The 17,593-nt window shown below is 36.9% G+C and carries 14 protein-coding genes; 4 read left to right on the forward strand and 10 right to left on the reverse strand.

The genetic code is table 11. The features are described 5' to 3' along the window. Positions 1-275 precede the first annotated feature (275 nt). The gene (locus V3Z67_RS12700) at positions 276-1,550 is read left to right on the forward strand and encodes an NAD(P)/FAD-dependent oxidoreductase (RefSeq protein ID WP_330443660.1); all 1,275 of its coding nucleotides are present in this window, start codon (positions 276-278) and stop codon (positions 1,548-1,550) included. A gap of 160 nt (positions 1,551-1,710) precedes the next feature. On the opposite strand, the gene V3Z67_RS12705 is transcribed toward V3Z67_RS12700, so the two are convergent. From V3Z67_RS12705 to V3Z67_RS12740, 8 genes are all read right to left on the reverse strand, one after another. Next, positions 1,711-3,465 carry a serine hydrolase gene (locus tag V3Z67_RS12705; protein WP_330443661.1) on the reverse strand — a complete coding sequence of 585 codons (1,755 nt, stop codon included), beginning with the start codon at positions 3,463-3,465 and terminating at the stop codon, positions 1,711-1,713. A gap of 111 nt (positions 3,466-3,576) precedes the next feature. Next, positions 3,577-4,059, reverse strand: a complete 483-nt coding sequence (locus V3Z67_RS12710; RefSeq protein ID WP_330443662.1) for a hypothetical protein — start codon at positions 4,057-4,059, stop codon at positions 3,577-3,579. Positions 4,060-4,080: 21 nt separating this feature from the next. After that, the gene (locus tag V3Z67_RS12715; protein ID WP_330443663.1) at positions 4,081-4,548 is read right to left on the reverse strand and encodes a hypothetical protein; all 468 of its coding nucleotides are present in this window, start codon (positions 4,546-4,548) and stop codon (positions 4,081-4,083) included. Beyond that, complete coding sequence (locus V3Z67_RS12720; protein WP_330443664.1) at positions 4,548-4,922, reverse strand: NTF2 fold immunity protein; 375 nt, start codon at positions 4,920-4,922, stop codon at positions 4,548-4,550. Before V3Z67_RS12720 ends, V3Z67_RS12715 begins: the two co-directional genes overlap by 1 nt. A 29-nt stretch (positions 4,923-4,951) precedes the next feature. Beyond that, on the reverse strand, positions 4,952-7,288 hold the full coding sequence (tamL, locus tag V3Z67_RS12725; RefSeq protein WP_330443665.1) for a translocation and assembly module lipoprotein TamL: 2,337 nt from the start codon (positions 7,286-7,288) through the stop codon (positions 4,952-4,954). Then, positions 7,281-12,368, reverse strand: a complete 5,088-nt coding sequence (locus V3Z67_RS12730) for a translocation/assembly module TamB domain-containing protein (protein WP_330443666.1) — start codon at positions 12,366-12,368, stop codon at positions 7,281-7,283. The genes tamL and V3Z67_RS12730 overlap by 8 nt, the downstream gene beginning before the upstream one ends. A gap of 99 nt (positions 12,369-12,467) precedes the next feature. After that, positions 12,468-13,034 (reverse strand): pseudouridine synthase, encoded by a 567-nt coding sequence (locus tag V3Z67_RS12735; RefSeq protein ID WP_330443667.1) that lies wholly within the window; start codon positions 13,032-13,034, stop codon positions 12,468-12,470. A gap of 33 nt (positions 13,035-13,067) precedes the next feature. Then, complete coding sequence (locus V3Z67_RS12740) at positions 13,068-13,814, reverse strand: hypothetical protein (RefSeq protein ID WP_330443668.1); 747 nt, start codon at positions 13,812-13,814, stop codon at positions 13,068-13,070. Between the two features lie 158 nt (positions 13,815-13,972). On the opposite strand from V3Z67_RS12740, the gene V3Z67_RS12745 reads away from it, so the two are divergent. Genes V3Z67_RS12745 through V3Z67_RS12755 form a run of 3 tightly spaced genes read left to right on the forward strand, consistent with a single transcriptional unit; the run spans position 13,973 to position 15,188 of the window. Then, positions 13,973-14,401 carry an SRPBCC domain-containing protein gene (locus tag V3Z67_RS12745; protein WP_330443669.1) on the forward strand — a complete coding sequence of 143 codons (429 nt, stop codon included), beginning with the start codon at positions 13,973-13,975 and terminating at the stop codon, positions 14,399-14,401. A gap of 30 nt (positions 14,402-14,431) precedes the next feature. Further along, positions 14,432-14,746: an ArsR/SmtB family transcription factor gene (locus tag V3Z67_RS12750; protein ID WP_330443670.1), complete on the forward strand. Its 315-nt coding sequence runs from the start codon at positions 14,432-14,434 to the stop codon at positions 14,744-14,746. 10 nt (positions 14,747-14,756) lie between these two features. Beyond that, positions 14,757-15,188 carry an SRPBCC family protein gene (locus tag V3Z67_RS12755; RefSeq protein ID WP_330443671.1) on the forward strand — a complete coding sequence of 144 codons (432 nt, stop codon included), beginning with the start codon at positions 14,757-14,759 and terminating at the stop codon, positions 15,186-15,188. A 26-nt stretch (positions 15,189-15,214) separates the two neighbouring features. Here V3Z67_RS12755 and V3Z67_RS12760 read toward each other — a convergent pair whose 3' ends face one another. Together V3Z67_RS12760 and V3Z67_RS12765 are read right to left on the reverse strand one after the other, a co-directional pair. Next, on the reverse strand, positions 15,215-16,495 hold the full coding sequence (locus tag V3Z67_RS12760) for an acetyl-CoA C-acetyltransferase (protein ID WP_330443672.1): 1,281 nt from the start codon (positions 16,493-16,495) through the stop codon (positions 15,215-15,217). A gap of 111 nt (positions 16,496-16,606) precedes the next feature. Continuing rightward, the coding region (locus tag V3Z67_RS12765; RefSeq protein ID WP_330443673.1) for an OmpA family protein at positions 16,607-17,593 on the reverse strand (987 nt) is incomplete at its 5' end.

The following is a 17,593-nucleotide window of genomic DNA, read 5'->3' on the forward strand; positions in this document are numbered from 1 at the left end:
TGCAATCATGGGAGGTGTGTTTGTTGTGTTACTAAGTTATTAAGCCTGTTTTTTAAATACTATAATATTAACATTCTTATAAGGAACTTAGATAATTAAAAACACTTTTTAAGTGTAAATTTTAACCTACATTTTAAAAACCCAAAGTTTTCATAAAACTTACAATTTAAGCTGATTACATATTGCTACTAATTTTTTAAGCAGTAAATTTATAGTACTTATATGAGTAAGTAAAAACTTATATAAATCATGTACTATCACAAAAAATCGCATCTATGAGAATTGTAATTATTGGCGGAGGTTTTGCCGGAATCAATTTGGCCGAAAAACTCGCCGGGAATGAAAACTTTAAAATAACGCTGGTAGATAAAAATAATTATAATTTTTTCCCGCCGCTTATCTATCAGGTAGCTACAGCTTATTTGGAGCCTTCGAGTATAAGCTACCCATTCAGGAAACTTTTCAGAAAAAAGAAAAACATACAGTTTCGTCTTGCCGAATTTCAGTCGGTTAACATGGCTGAGAATAAAGTAATATTAAGCAACGGAGAACTGGAATATGATAAGCTTGTTTTTGCAACCGGGGCAGAGAGTAATTATTTCGGAATGGAAAATGTAAAGAAAAATGCCATCCCGATGAAAACGCTTAATGATGCTATTGAAATGCGTAATAAATTATTACAACGCATGGAAAAAGCAGCTATTTGTAAAAACAGTAAAGAACGCCGCAAGTATCTAACTATTGTTGTAGCCGGTGGCGGACCAACAGGTGTAGAGGTATCGGGTATGTTTGCCGAAATGCGTAATGGTATTTTACGTAAGGAATACCCTGAACTGTCTACAACAGTAAGTAATATATACCTTGTGGATGGCGGACCTAATTTGTTAGGACCTATGAGTAAGGCTTCACAACAGGATACACTTGACGCGCTAACCAAACTTGGGGTTATTGTTAAACTTAATACCCGTGTTACTGATTATGTTGATGATGTAGTCCATTTTGCCGATGGACAGACTATAACGACTAAGAACCTTATTTGGGCAGCAGGAGTATCTGCAATGGTATTTGAAGGGCTTCCGCAGGAATGTTACGGAAGGAGTAAAAGGATGCTCGTTGACGGACATAATAAAGTACAGGGTACCGAAAATATATATGCTTTAGGAGATACCTGTATAATGCTTAATGTTGACGCTGCTTTCCCCGATGGGCACCCGCAATTAGCTCAAACAGCTATACAGCAGGGAGAACATCTGGCAGAAAATCTTAAAAGGGAATTAAAAGGAGAAACATTAAAGCCTTTTAAATATAATGATAAGGGCTCTATGGCTATTATTGGTAAAAACAAGGCAGTGGTAGATTTACCTAAACCTGTTATGCACTTTAAAGGCTTTATTGCATGGTTAATGTGGTTGTTTATCCATGTGATGTCCCTTATAGGCTATCGTAACCGGTTTGCCACAGCCTGGAACTGGATGATTGCTTATTTCTCACAAGATCAGTCGTTACGTATGATTATACGACCTAATAAGCGTAAAGGCGCTATTAATTAGAGAGTATAATAATAAACATAGATAGGGAATACCTCAAGAATGTCATCCTGAATGTAACGTAGTGAAATGAAGAATCTCAAACTATTTTTAAAAGAGATTTTTCCTACCGTCAAAATGACAATGCGTAATCATTAGTATTTTTGAGATATTCCCTTTTATATTATTTGTAAGGTATATAGTTAAGCCATTGCCAAGGCATATATTTGTCGGCAATACTATATTCCAACAGTTCTTTAAAAACGCTTTCGGCATTATCAGAATTACTCATAATCAATATCCCTTTCCCCAATTGTGGGAAGATAATAGAGTAGTGCTGAAACCCGCTACCGTGCCCGCCTTTAAAAACTCCTATACCATAAGGAGTTTCAAGATAACCCCACCCAAGTCCGTAACTTAACTTGATATCCTCGTACTTATCGGTAGTAAGTTTTGCACCTTCGTTAAACTGGGTAAGGGAGTTTATTTTTACCTGTGGGCTAAACATTTCATTGGTTGATTCCTTACTGATTAATTTATTATTAAGCACAGCAGTTAAAAACTTCACATAATCATTAAAGGTAGTTTCCATAGTACTGGCCGATCTGGGCTCGTTATCTTTATCTTTTTCATAAAGGTTTCCGTCTTTGGTGTGCCCGTAAGCAAAATCTTTTTCAAATTTCGGTTTCCATTCAAAGGCAGAATGATTCATTCCTAAGGGTTTGAAAATATTTTCCTGCACCATTTCTTCAAGGTTTTTACCTGTAATTTTTTCCAGTACTACCTGTAGGTATACAAAGCCTTCACCACTATAAGAGTATTTTTCACCCGGAGTACCGCGTACCTTTAGTTTCATATCGGGTTCATAAAATCTCCAATTCATAAAACCTGTGGTATGGGCAAGGCACATGCGGGCAGTTATTTTGTGGTATAGGCTGTCGGTTTCTAAATCCCTGTAATCATCATGCCATTTGGTTTGTGGCTCATATTCATAGATCTTTTTAGGTAGGTAAGACTCAAGAGGAGTATCAAGGTCAATTACTCCGTTTTCAACCATTTTCATAGTCAAAACAGCAAATACAGCCTTACTTAACGAAGCTCCATAAATACTGGTAGAATCGGCTAGGATCAATTTTTCTGAAGCATCCTTATATCCTGTTACATGTTCATATACCGGTTGATTGTTGTTAAATATAGCTACTGCCATTCCTGTTACATTAGCCTCTTTTGTAAGGTGGTCAATTTTGTAGGTAACAGAATCTTTTATAATAGTACTACCGTCTAAACGCTCAATAGTATTGTTGTTTTTGGTATTACAGCTTGTAACAAAAGCCATAATGAGAATAGCAGTCAGTATTTTTGAGGTAGGTCCTTTTTTATATTTTAAAAACGGAATAGATAGTGGGTAGTAGCATTTATCCTTTTTCAACACATAAATGATATTGAATATTACTATTGCAATACAAATCGGTACAGTGAGTATGAATATTAGAAATCCTAAACCGGCTCCTACAGTCATTAAGGCAACAAATGATAGTATGGCATATAATAATACCGAAATCTGGAAATTGATAACCTTTATACCATGTTTATCATAAATAGGGTTGTCTTCTCTTTTATGTATCCAAAGGAAAAGAGGTATTAATACATTACATAACGGAATGAAAAGGCCTAAAAGGGGAGTAGCATGTATAAGTAAGAGCCATTTCTTTTTTATCGTTTCTTCCTTGGGATCATCTAGGGGTAATAAGTCGTTTACTTCAACATCCAGGGCAGCAGCAAGTTGTTTAATGGTATTTAGATGCGGATTCACATCTGCATTCTCTATACGTTGTATAGTACGCACGGTAACATTTGTTCTTAGGGATAGTTCTTCCTGAGATAATCCTTTAATTTTTCTCTGATACTTTAATCTTTCGGCAATTGATTGATTCTTCATGATTTTTAGTTTTAGATTATGAAGCAAATGTATCCTATCCGCCGTGCCTTTACCCCGACATTTACATGTCATGTATCTGTCATTACCTATGAATAAAGGGATAGTCGTTGACTATAGCCATCTTTTTTCATTTTCAGTTGCGTCGAGTATATCAATGTCTAAAGCAAGTTTAAAGTGTTCTGCAACTTTAAAAGCATCCTCTTTACTATTGGTTTTATAGAAAGTAATATGCTTATTTCTGTTATAAAATAGATTAAGAAGTATTACTTCTGATGATGTCGTAGCTTCTGCAGTTACAACACGTACAGTTTGATTTTCCTTCGTCCTGAATACCGAAACATATTCAAACTCGGGTATGGGTTTCCAGTTGCCCACAGTTATTCCAAAAACAGACCTTATTGTTCTGTATGTTTTTGAAGTAAGGTTTATTTCAGAGCCTTCTTTAGTATTAAGACCCGCACCTAACACTATCATAATTACTCCCATAATTAGATCTCCGGTAACTAAAAGCGCAAATCCTAAAATCATTAATGCGTATCCGAAAACAGTTTTAGCCACAGGGGCTTTTTTAGTGTAAGTAATAATATTATCCATTTATGTTTGTATGTTTTTATATTATGCATTTCCGTTAACTTCAAGGTCAAATAGTTCTCCGTTATCAAGGTTGTATTTTACATTCCAGTAAAAACTTCCTCCGTCAAAAATGGTTATCCTGTCTTTAAGCCATAACTTTTTTGCCATTTTATCTACATTCTTCCAAAAGCAATTGATAATTAATATGCGGTTACCGTTTTCATCTATATAACCAAAATACTGCTTAAGGTATTTGCTTAGGTTCTTATGTATTACCGGAGTGTCTGATTGGTGGGTTAACAGATAGTTGAGGTCTTCAAGCTTTGTACGTAATGCCAGTTCGGCTTCTGTTATATTCTCATGAGTAGGGGTAAACCTTTTTTCCGGAAGTAGTTCCCTATAGGTTTCCGGGAAAATGGCAACATCAAACTCTTTTGTTTTATAATGTTCTGCTTCCTGAGAAAAGCAAAATGTTGTGAATAGTATAAAGTAAAGTAAAAAGCTTTTCATTATTTTCCGTGGGTTATTTTTAAAACTTCGCCTGTTCTGTCGTCAATAATACATAGAAAAGTTCCACCTCTAAATCCTTTTTGAAGAGTACCGTTTATTACCCAATAATTATCAATATGGTGTATTTCGTAAGGGCGTTGTTTTATAATGTTATCTTTTGTGTATATCTCAAAAAGTATTGACTCTGCAACGTCTATTGCTGTGACAGTATCTTTTATAATTACATCCTTACCGTTCACAATATTATGACCGTTATCCTGTAATGCCTCCTGTAACTCTTGTTTGGCATGGTCTATACCCAAGAGGATACGGTCATTGGTTTGTGCCTGACTGGTAACAAACAGATTGAACATAAAGAATAATTCGACTTTCATTTAGTTGGTTTATATACAAATATATAAAACTAGAAAGGATAGCCAATAGCAAGATTAAATACAAGGTTATCTTTACGCCAGGTTTTACTGCCCATTTTTACGTCGTCAATAACCCATTCATACCTGTTAGTATTGTAATTTAGGTTCCTAATAGGGAAGGCACCGTCTAAGCGAAGTACAAGGAAGTCAAGATCCAGCCTTAAACCTAAACCGGTACCTACAGCGAGCTGATCAATGAAGTTTGAAGAGAATTCACCGCCGGGTTTGTCGTCCTTCTTGTTCCAAAGCCATACATTACCGGCATCTACAAACACGGCTCCGTGAATAATACTGTATAGCTTGGCTCGGTATTCCAGATTAAGTTCCAGCTTTATATCACCCGATTGATCGGGTAGGAAAGTATCTTCAAGTGGCTGACCGTTTTGGTCTTTTGCATAATATACCCCCGGACCTACAGATCGTGCCCTGAATGCTCTTAAACTATTTGTACCTCCCGAGAAAAACTGACGTATAAAAGGCAATTCTGTAGAATTACCATAAGGGATACCTATACCTGCAATAATACGAGCGGCTAGTTTTGAGTCCCTACCCAAACGCATATAGTACCTAAACTCGTGTTCTGTTTTGGTGTATTGACTAAAAGGTACTCCAAGTATGCTTATTGTATCTCCTTTTTTTGCATTTGCACCTGTTACCAAACCGCTAAGTGTACCTGCTACTTCTACAGAGCCTTTGTAATATATTGTATGCCTTTTATATCTACGGTTAGTATTTGTAAAAGTGTAGGAGTAGGATGGGGCTATAATAAGCTGTTTATCTATTACTCTTTGCAGAGAGGGAATAGAGTCGGCCTGTTGCTGGTATTCATCTGTAACGTTATTTGGACTAATATAGTTTATATCAAACACATTAAGCTGATGTTCTTTTGTAGCATCTTCCTTCCATAAGTAACTAAACTGCGACCTGAACGAGTTTAAAGCATACAGGTGAATCCTTTTTTGGTATTCATAATTAATCAAGGCTCTTGTTTTTGGTACAAATGCACTAGGGGAATGTACCGGAAACGGAGTAATAAAACGTGGCCATACCAAACTGGTTTCTCCACCCACACGGTATATGTTGTAGCCTTTGTTTTGTCCGCCCATTTGTACTTCAAGTCCGCCAAAGGCAGAAATACTCAAAAGTTCGGCTCCCTTAAAGGTGTTACGGTTATTCCAGTTAACGGTTAGTTCAGACCCATTGTAGTTAGCCGAATTGGTTTTTGCCGAAAGCTCTGTTCTAATCGACTTTTTAGGCATAGGGGTAAGGTAATAATAGGCATCAAGGGTATTGTTGAGTGAATCGTTTACTTTGAACTCATTTTTTACAAACCTGAAGGTTCCTAAGCTTATCAGTCTGCTAAGGGAAAGGTTATGATCATTTCTGTTATATAAATCTCCTTTATGGAAGTAAAGGGTACGATCGTATATAAGAGGTTTAAAAGTATTATGCGGATCTATTATGGTAAAATCCCTGTATTGTTGTATGGAGTCGGTAAGAACTGTTTTTGCCCTAATGGTATCCCTGCTATCGTTAAGAGAATAGTTAGGATAAATGTATATGTTGTTTATAGTATATTGTCTTTGGGCTTTTTCGGGAGTTTCTTTTTTTACTATTACCTTCATATCCACCTGATGGTCGCCCACGGTACTATCGGCTCTTACCAGTATATAGTCGGGATTAAAAAAGTAATACCCCTTTTGTTTAAGGCGTTGATCTATACGGTCCCGCTCATCTTTAATAACATCAAGGTCATAAGGGCGGCCTTTTCTAAGTCGGGTTCTGCGCTTGGTTCTTGCTACAGCACTGTCCAGTTGTGTAGACGCCGAATCTTTAGGGAACTCTACGTTACGTATTTTATATTGCCATTTTGGTTTTATAGTATAAATAGCCTTAACTTTTTTATTTCCTGACGAGGTAGAGTCGGCCGATGTCCTTGCCTTAAAGTAACCATTATTTTCGGCATGGCTTTGTAATACATCGGCATTGTAGTCCATATCTACCTGCCCAAATAGTACGGGAGGTTCACCTACTTTGTTACGTAGCCAATACCTAAAGCCTTTATCTTTTTTAGGTTCACCGGCTATATTGTATAGGTATAGTTTTATTTTAAGTCCTAAAAAAGACCTGTTGGGCTTTGGTCTTGCCAACTCTTCCATTTGTGCTTCAAGGTCTTTGCGTTCACGTCTGGACATAGTGGTATCTACCACTTTAACCTCGGCTCCGGTATACAGCATTTCACCGTCCTGCAGGTAGCGCGTATTACTACAGCTATAAAGGATAAGCAGTAGAAAAGTAAAGATGATATATTTAGATATGTTATTCATTATTTTCCTTTTTGGCGGCTCTTTTATCTCTGGCTTCACGTTTCTCACGTTCTTCCTGAGCTTTTTCCTCCTGTTTTTGACGCTCTCTCAATTCTTTCTCCCTGCGTTTTATTTCCTTTTCTTCCTCTGTTCTGTGGAACAGTTCCCTGAACTTATTATAATCCATAGTGATGATAAATGCAACACCGGTTTCAACTACCTGTCCCTGTACGGCTACCTGATATTCATCTTTCCTATACGCCCTAACCATATAACGTCCGTCCTTAGTTAGCTGATAGTCTAACGAAACATCTCCGGCTATGTTAGTGGTTTCCTCATTAGCCTGTTGAGGTCCTTCCAAACCGAAGCTGCTACCTACGGTTACTTTAAGCCTGTCGTTTAATAACTCTTTGGAAACACCAACGTTAAGATCTGTTCTGTTTTCACGTTGTCCTGTGGTGTAATCTTCAGTCGATTCCAAATCGAAGTTAAGTTCAAATCCATTGATAAGGTCTCCGGCTATATTATTAAGTTGTTGTGAGAGGAGTTTACTCACACTTTGCCTTGCAATGGCCTCGGTACTTGTACCTGCTTCGCTTGAAAACGGATTCTCATTGATAAAGTGATTCAATAACAATAGGGCAAATACCTGCTTGTTGAGATCAGATGACTGCTGACGTAACTGAGCCAGTTTTGTTTTTGTATTATTGATAATGTCTGACGATACACCATAGTTACCATCAGGTAATATAATATCAAACGATAGTTCTGGTTTAAGCAATTCACCTTCCATTTTAAGTACTGTTTGGAAAGGTATCTTTTGTTTATAAGTATTCCTGATGGAAGGTGAAGCTGTTGCCAGTTCGTCGCCTAACAGGTCTATAGGGGCGGCTTCTACCTCATAAATGGCAGTAATATCTATAGTAGCTTCTGTAGGTTCTCCAGTCCATAAGATGTAACTGTTTTTCTGAATGTCAAATTTCCTTTTCAGGAAGTTGAATGACATCCTGTAAGCTCCGTCATTAAATTCATATCGCCCTGTAAGGGTTGTTTTACCCGAAGGATCTATACCTCCGTTTAACTTAGCATCACCTTTAAGCTCCAGGTAATCTCCATTCCCTTTGTCAATAATCATATTGAGCTCGGCCTCTTTGTTTACCTGTATCGCTACCGATACATCCATCCCCAATACATCACTTTGATTTACAGTTTCTTCAATTTTAAGGCGTTGTTGTAAAGCAGCATTGTCCTCATCCACAAACTCCACAACGCCCTCCCTGTCTGCAATACCAGGGTCTGACTGTGGTAATACTACCGTAAAATCAGTATTTTCATCTATATTGATGTTACCGTCTATTACAGGAGTCTCTAATGTACCCTTAATGTTGAGGTGGGTATCAAAGTATAGAGTACCATAATAAAAATCATTATCCTTTTCGGTAGAGTTTACAGCCTTAAAGTTTTCGGCATCTATAGTCATCCCAAAATTATAGTCGGTATAATCAGTAGTGGTAATCTTACCGTTAAGTATCATTAGGTTTTTATCCTCATCTTCAATGCTAAAGTCATTAAATGTAATGGCATTATCATTTAGCGTAATATTATCGTTCATGGAGTTGAAGTAGGAGTTAAGCTGTGTAACCCTGAAACCTACATCATTAAAATCTAATGTTCCGTTTACAATAGGTTTCGCGGTTGTACCGGTAACCTTAAAATTACCTGATAAGTACCCGTTACCATCTTTAAGCGCCCCAAAGGTAAAAGCCTGTACACTGGTCATGTTCAGTTTTTCCATGTCCAGACTAAGGTCAAACGACTTGGATGTTGAGGTATAGGTTCCGTCTAGGTTTACCTCGTTACCGTTACCTGTAATGTTTACATCGGCATTATAAACATTAGTAACTGTGTTGTCTACCTTAATTTTTATATCGCCAACAGTATCCTTACTTATGGCAAAATTTTCAATACTAAGGTTTGATACAAATACCGGATTAGTGGTTATATCACGCAGTTCGGCTTCACCATTAAGAATACCACTTAATTTAAGCTCCTCTTTTTGTATCATGTTTGTTATGGTTTCAATTTTAAAATTGTCCAGTTCAACATTTAACGGAGCATTAGGCACGTCTTCTTTAGATTGTAGTTTTATAGTACTGTTCTCGTTGGTTATTTCACACAGGTTGGCATAAATACCATTTTTACCAAAGCGTATTACATTATCAGGGTTTACATCCCATAAGTTGTAGTTAAGCCTCAAGCCTTCAGGGTATAAGGATATTTCGGTGTTATCACCTTTAGCTCTCAGTTCGCCCGATACCAAATAATGTTCTTCGTCCTTATTATCCAGAACCTGCAGATGATAGGTTAGTGTATCGTTTTTTAACCTTCCTGTAATACTTGTATGAGGTACTATAAACTGTTCGTTTTGTACTTCATCTATTACTATATTGTAGGTAAGGCTATCTTTTTGTGTGGAAATGTCTATAGTACCACCCGAAATGGTATTGGAACCATAAACTAAACGCGGAATAGAACCTTTAATACTAAGGCTGTCTATGCCACTTCTGTAAGAAGCGGTTAACTCTATAGGCTCAATACGGGTTATTTCAGGAATAAGTTTTCTGATAATAGGGTCGTTATCAATTCTAAGCTTTAAATCGAAGTTTTGTTCTTCACTTACCTTTTTAGGTTCGCCCGAGTTTATATCATAATATTTGGAAATAGTATTTGTTATGGCGTTTGCCAGTTCTGCAGGGTTAAATTTTCCTACTATTGAGGCATCAATGATTTGAGAGCTAAGTCTTATAGAGTCTTTCTCAGGTGATGATACTGCAAACAGTTTAACCGAATCAAGTATAATCTCTTCCCTTGGTGTAACTACTATAAAATCATACAGGTTTACTTTACCGTTCAGGTTGGCAGGGTTGGAATCGGTTATATAGGCATCCAGATTACCACGCATTTTTAACGGACCCGCATGGAGGTTAAGCTTATCGAGATCTATCAGGTCGGCATTAATTTTAATAGTTCCGTTAGGGTAATTACCGTCAAACCCACCATTAGCTACAACTTCAAAATCAAGGTTAGGATCTTTCATGGTGGCGATAGCATCAAACTTACCATTGTTAACAGTACCCTTTACTTTTAGATCTTTGTATAGGTAGCTGTTATATTCGGCAGCTATTACATTAGCATCGACTTCTGCATTGGCTGTTTGCATATTAAGTCCTTTACCTTTAACTGTAGCTTTAAGACTCAATTTACCTATTGAATCATTTTTTAAAAGTCTTCCCAAATCAAAATCAGTAAGCTCAGCATCGGCATCATATACTTCAGCATCTTTATTTCGTCTGTCAAATGTGGCTTTCACATTAGCTTTGCCGTAGCTACTGTTAAGGTTAAAGTTGGCATCAAAATTTTCAAGGGTTCCTTTAAACTTAGCTTTTGCAGCAAGCTCTTTAGGGAGTTGTATGTTACTAGGTAAAGTACCTTCTGGAAGGAAAAGAGCAATATCATCAGCTGTTGAGGTAAACTCTCTTACATCCATATCAAAATAAACCTTTTCAACATCGGGTAGCCCTGTTATTTTTCCGCTGGCAGCGATAACAGTATTGCCTACACCTCTTACTTCAAGGTTAGCGATAAGCAGATTATTCACCCTGCCATTCACCTTACTGTTAATGTACATAACCCCGTTAGGGTCACTTTTAAACGGATTGGTATCGGCTAGGGTAGGGACAAACAGCAATATATCCTTAAAGCCTATATGACTACCTTTAATATCGGCATCCACAACCATTTGCCCAATATTATCGCTAAGAGATTCAAGGGAAGTATAACTCACTATGATTTTATCCTTTACTTCAGTTTGCGGAGTTTTTAGGTATAAACCCGTTAAGCTTGCACCTTTATTGGTATAGGCGAAATTAGTGGTAAGCTTTTCAACGTTTACTCCGCTTTTATCTTTAACGGTAAACGACTGTATATTTCCTGTAATACTGTCGGTAGCATAGGAAAGATTCTTAGCTTCCAGATTAAAGTCACTAATATCGAGATGTTTGTAGTCGACACCTTTTGCTGCCGGAACCGAATTGTTGTCTTCAAAACGGAAGTTTACATCTGTAATAGCCGTTTTATTAAGCCTGAATTTCCAGTCGTTTGATGGGGTTGTTTTGTTACTAGTAGTGGTATTTTGTATTGTTTTGCCCAAAACCAATTCACCTTTTAATCCGGTTATTTCAAGGTTATCCAAATCAATTTTTTGTCCGATTAAATCAAAATCATTTACCTTAGTGATTAAGTTATCAAGTGTAAGTTTTGTGTCAAGTTTACTATCGTTATTTTGATAGTAGACATCTATATTAGCTATGTTAATACCCTTTAAGGTAAACTTTAGGTTAGGTGACTTAGTAGTATTATTAATAGTATTTTGATTTTCATTTAAAACCTTTTCTATATTGCCTTGTATTAAGGTTAATTTAAGTCCGTCAAGGTTAATTTCAGGGATATCAAAATCCATTTCATCCAAATCAAATTTCCTGAATTCGGTATTAAAATGAGTCAGGTTGGCACTAATATCATTTTTGGAAATTTCGTCTTTAAAAGTTACCCTAATCCTGTCCAGCTTTATATCTTTAACGGATATTTTCATTGGAGTTGCAGTAGTATCTTTTGGCTCATTTGTTGCAAAAGCATCAATGATATAGTCAAAATTGAAAACAGAATCTTTATCTCTGCTAACATTGGCAACAATACCCTGTAAGGTTACCGAGTTGATCTCGAGTTCATTTTTAAGTAGTTTGAACAGACTTACATCCACCGCCAGTTTTTCACCAGCTAATAGTGTATCGCCTTGCTGGTCTTCAAAATAAACACCTTCCAGTATTACTTTTTTAGGAAGTCCTATTTCTATTTTGTTTACATCTACATCTGTGCCTATTTTCTTTTCAAGATAAGTAACTGCTTTGTCCTTAATTATGTTTTGGAAATAGGGGATTTGTATAAGTAGGACAATGAGAAGAAATAGCCCTATTAAAGAGCCTATTATCCAAAGTATAATCTTTATACCCTTACGTAAGTATTTTTTGTGCTGTTCCTTCATTATATCACCCTAAAAGTAGGACAATTTGAACAGTATAATTTTAAAGTTTTGCTAAAATACTTACAAAAATGGCGGTTTGTAAGGTTTTGTGTTCAATTCTTATACTTCTATAGAGTCTATTTCTATTGCCTGACCCGGTTGCAGTTCTCCAAGCGCTATTTTACCAATACGAACTCTTACCAGTCGTAAGGTAGGAAAACCAACTGCCGATGTCATTTTTCTTACCTGCCTGAATTTACCTTCGGTAACTGTTATACTAACCCACGATGTTGGTCCGTGGCGTTCGTCTCTTATTTTTTTACCACGTTCCGGTAAGCTTGGAGCTTCATTTAAACGGAAAGCTGTACAGGGGAGGGTAGTGTATTTTTTTCCTTTAAAACCAATCTCTACTCCGTTTTCTAACTGTTTTATGGCCTCATCAGTTATCAGTCCGTCAACCTGGGCATAGTACTCCTTTTCTACTTTTTTACTTCTAACCACCTCACTCATCCAGCCGTCTGTGGTGAGTATAAGTAAGCCTTCAGAGTCTTCATCAAGCCTGCCTATTGCCATAGTACCCTTTGGGAAATCATGTAATTCTCCTAACAGTTTTTTATTTCGTTTAAGGTTATAAATAAACTGACTTAAGTATCCAAATGGCTTATAAAGTAAAAAGTGATGGTGCATGAAATATAAATGTATTACGTTGGTTGAATAAAGTTATTTACTTAGATAAGTCCATAACGAGTCTATTTTTTTTAGTTCACGATAAAGGCCTTTTTCATGATTTGAACCATATATAACTGCAATCTTTTTATGAGGAGAGTCTGCTATGTATTTAGCTAGTTTTATATCTCTAAAATCCAGTACAATGTATTTCTTATTACTTTCAGGTACAGTAATACATTGATATACTGTATTAGGTGATGTATTATAATCACATTCGCTTAGTACTATTGTCCCGAATTTGTTCTCATATTCGTCAATTAATAAATCCAGTGAAACATCTGAATGTTCACTATTAGTTTTACTGATTCCTAATTTTGAATATTTTGGCTGATTAATTAGTCCTTTATTGTTTTTAAAAGGATAGCCCATGTATGTACTATTAATAGTATCAATATAAATATTTACATTGCCTCCTACTATTTTTCTAAGTTTAAGTTCAAGAGTATCTATTCGCTGGATAGAAAGTTTAGTGCTGTCTGTATTTATTCCTTCTATGAAGAACACAAAACCTTTTGAAGCCAAAGAATCTACTTTAAATTGAATATTATTATAAAAGTTTTTAGTCCCTACGTGTCTAATGGGAAAATATACGATTGATTTATCATTATTTGTGAAAGTTGAAAGATTTACATCTTCTTCAAAAAAACCTGCTGATTTTATTTGCTTGTCTATAGAGTTTGATTTACAGGAAATTAATGAAAAGTAGACAAGGAGTGCTAAGAAGGATTTAATTTTCATTCTCTAATTTTTACTCGAAAATATAATTATCTGTCAATATTTGAAAATTTTTTATTATGTAACCAAATGGTTTCTTATATTTGTAACCGAAAGGTTACTTATCTTCGTTTTATAAAGTTTGCTTTATAAAGCAAACTCAATTAGAAATTCAGTGTTCAATGCAAATTTTAAAGCCAGTACACGAGGTGTTTGAAAAGATAGTTAATCCTGAACAGATGATTAATTATTTTATATCGAAGAGTTCAGGAAGGATGGAGGATGGAAAAAACCTTACTTGGAACTTTCCTGAAATTGAAATGAATGTATCTGTGAAAGTAGGTAAGATTATTAATAACGAATATATCTCTTACTATTGGGAAAATGGTGAAAATACACAGCTTGTAGAGAGGAACTTAAAGCCTTATAAACATGGGTTTACGGTAGTAACTGTTACCGAAAAGAGTATGGAAAATACTGAGCCCGTTATAAAGTGGCTCAAGGAAAATACTGAAGGATGGGCTAATTTCCTTGCCTGTTTTAAAGCATGGATGGAATATGGCATTCATTTGCGTAAAGGCGCTTTTGATTATCGATTTAAGAAAAAATAATTACTGAATAAAGAAGAGAATACAATATAGATGAGAAGAGATGTTTTTCAGGCTATTGCCGATCCTACCAGAAGAGAAATTATTAATCTTTTAGCCCAAAATGAGCTTAACCTTAATGCTGTTGCCGATAATTTTGAGATTAGCCGTCCTGCCATATCAAAGCATATAAAAATACTTACCGAATGTGGACTGATAGTGATTAAGCAGCAGGGTAGGGAGCGTTATTGCCGAGCCGAACTAAAAAAGCTTAAGGAAGTAGCCGAGTGGACTAACCGTTACAGGGAGTTTTGGAATGAAAAACTGGATGCTTTAGGTAGCTTCCTTCAAGATGAACAAACTAAATAAATTATTAATTATGGAAACAACAACTAAACCATTGGTAATGGAGCGTACATATAACGCTACTGCCGAAAGGGTATGGAGTGCCATTACCAATGTTGAAAAAATGAGACAATGGTATTTTAACCTAGAGGCTTTTGAAGCTAGGGTTGGTTTTAAATTTCAGTTTTCTGCTTCATGTGATGATAAAGAGGTTTATGTACACCTTTGTGAGGTTACAGAAATGGAGGAAGGTAAAAAGATTACCTATAGCTGGAAGTACGAAGGAAGGGAAGGTATGTCATACGTAACATGGGAACTTTTACCGGAAGGCGATAGTACCAAACTGATATTAACCCATAGAGGATTGGAAACATTTCCTGCTCACGAGAATTTTACAAGAGATTCTTTCAATGGCGGGTGGACTCATTTTTTGGGGACTTTACAGGATTACGTGGAAAACAATTAAAAAAAGGAACCGGCTTTATGCCGGTTTTATTTTTCCAGTATAACGGTCATTCCCTGTCCGCCCGCAGCACACACAGATATGAATCCTTTACCCGATCCTTTTTCATGTAATAGTTTTGCCATAGTTGCCAGTATACGACCTCCTGTTGCTGCAAACGGATGTCCAGCTGCCAGGCTGCTTCCGTTTACATTGAGTTTACTTCTGTCTATGGCTCCCAAATTTTCATCCAGTCCAAACTCTTTTGTAAACTCCGGACTTTTCCAAATCTTTAGGGTAGCCAGTACCTGTGCTGCAAAAGCCTCATGTATTTCATAAAAATCAAAGTCCTGTAGTTTCATTCCTGCTTTTTGTAGTATTCTTGGTGCGGCATAAATAGAGGAGAGTAGTAGGTTTTGTTTGTTTTCTACATACTCAATAGCTGCAATTTCAGCATGTGTTATATAAGCCAATACAGGTAGGTTATGTTGTTTTGCCCATTCTTCACTTGCCAATAAAATACAGGAAGCACCATCAGTTAGGGGAGAAGAGTTCCCTGCAGTAAGACTACCGTTTTCTTTATCAAAAGCTGGGCGAAGTTTAGCCAGTTTTTCTAAAGAGGTATCCCTTCGTAAATTATTGTCTATAGTGAGTCCATTATAAGGAGTTATCATATCGTCAAAAAATCCCCTATCGACAGCGGCAGCCATTTTTTGATGACTGGATAATGAAAAGGCATCCTGTTCCTCACGCGATATTTTATAGTACTTAGCAGTATATTCAGTATGTCCACCCATTGAAAGACCTGTACCGGGTTCTATATTCATTGGGGCGATAGGAGTGAAGTCCTTAAGTTTTATACCAAAGAGTTTTTTTATTCTGTCGAAAGAAGATTTACTTCGCCTCACAGATAAAAGAATATTCCTGATATGTTCATTTAGTACTAATGGTACATTGCTGGTAGAATCAACGCCGCCTGCTATACCACATTCCAACTGACCCAAAGCTATTTTGTTTGCTATATACACAGCCGATTCAATACCTGTATTACAGGCTTGCTCAATATCGCATGCAGGGGTTTTGGGATCAAGTGAAGTAGATAGTACACATTGTCGCATTAGGTTGATTTCCCAACTGTGTTTAATAACTGCCCCGCCAGCCACTTCGCCAAGTAATTTACCGGATAGACTATATTTTTTAATAAGCCCGTTTAAGGCTGCTATCATCATATCTTTATTTCCGGCATTTACATAAGCTGTGTTTTGCTTTGCAAATGGGATTCTGTTATAGCCTACAATGGCTACTTTTCTGGCTTGGTTACCTGTAAGCATAATCGTTTGATTTATTTGTACTAATTTACGAATTATACTGCATAGGGGTAATAAAAAAAGCGGTCAATAAATGACCGCTTTAAACATTATAGGTGGTTTGTTAAGTCCGTATTATTTCTTCACGATAATAAACTCAGATCGTCTGTTTTGAGCGTGTTGCTCTTCGGTGCAGTTTTCTTTACAGTCAACCTTAGGCTCGCTCTCACCATATCCCTGTCCGGAGATACGCTCTTTAGCAATACCTTTTGAGATGACATACTGAACTGTAGCCTTAGCCCTTTTGTTAGAAAGGTTCATGTTGTATTGTGCACTACCACGGTTATCCGTGTGGGCCTTAACCATGATTACCATTTCAGGGTTGTTGTTCATAGCCTCAACTAACTTATCCAATTCAAAAGCAGCCTCTTTAGTGATGTTGCTCTTATCAAACTCAAAGAAGATGTCGTTAAGTACAACTTCTACTTCTTTTACGATTTCTACGATCGGTCTAAGGTTAGCATTTACTGTAACCTCTCCGCCATGGGTCTTGGCAATCGGGAAAGTATTCTGTTCGTATTTTGGCATGCTTGCCTGTATGGTATAGGCTCTGTCACAGTCTACACTGTAGGTTACCTTACCGTTTGCATCGGCCGTTCTGGTCTCAATTACATTGTTACGCTCATCTAGGATGGCTACCTTAGCACCGGACAGTGGTTTGCCTGTATTGGCATCTCTTACCATTACAATAGCCTCAACTCCACAAATTGGGGTAGCGCTGTACAACTGGTCAACTCCGCTCCTGTTACTGGAGAAGAATCCAATCTGCTTGTTGTCATTAAAACTGAAAGCAAAGTCATCCTGTCCTGAGTTTACAGGCAGGCCAACGTTCTTAGCTTCTGTTCCTTTGGCAAGGTCGATAACAAAGATATCCAGTGCACCAAAGCCTTTACGTCCGTCTGAGGAGTAGTAAAGTTTACCTTCGGTAGTGATGTATGGGAAGTTATCATTACCAGGGGTGTTTACCTTATCCCCAAGGTTTTGCGGCTCTCCGTAAGTGTTATTGCCTTTTACTTCCACTTTCCAGATATCATTGCCTCCCTGTCCACCCGGACGGTTGGA

The organism is Flavobacterium sp. C4GT6 (assembly GCF_036347315.1).
In the GTDB taxonomy this organism is placed as follows: domain Bacteria; phylum Bacteroidota; class Bacteroidia; order Flavobacteriales; family Flavobacteriaceae; genus Flavobacterium.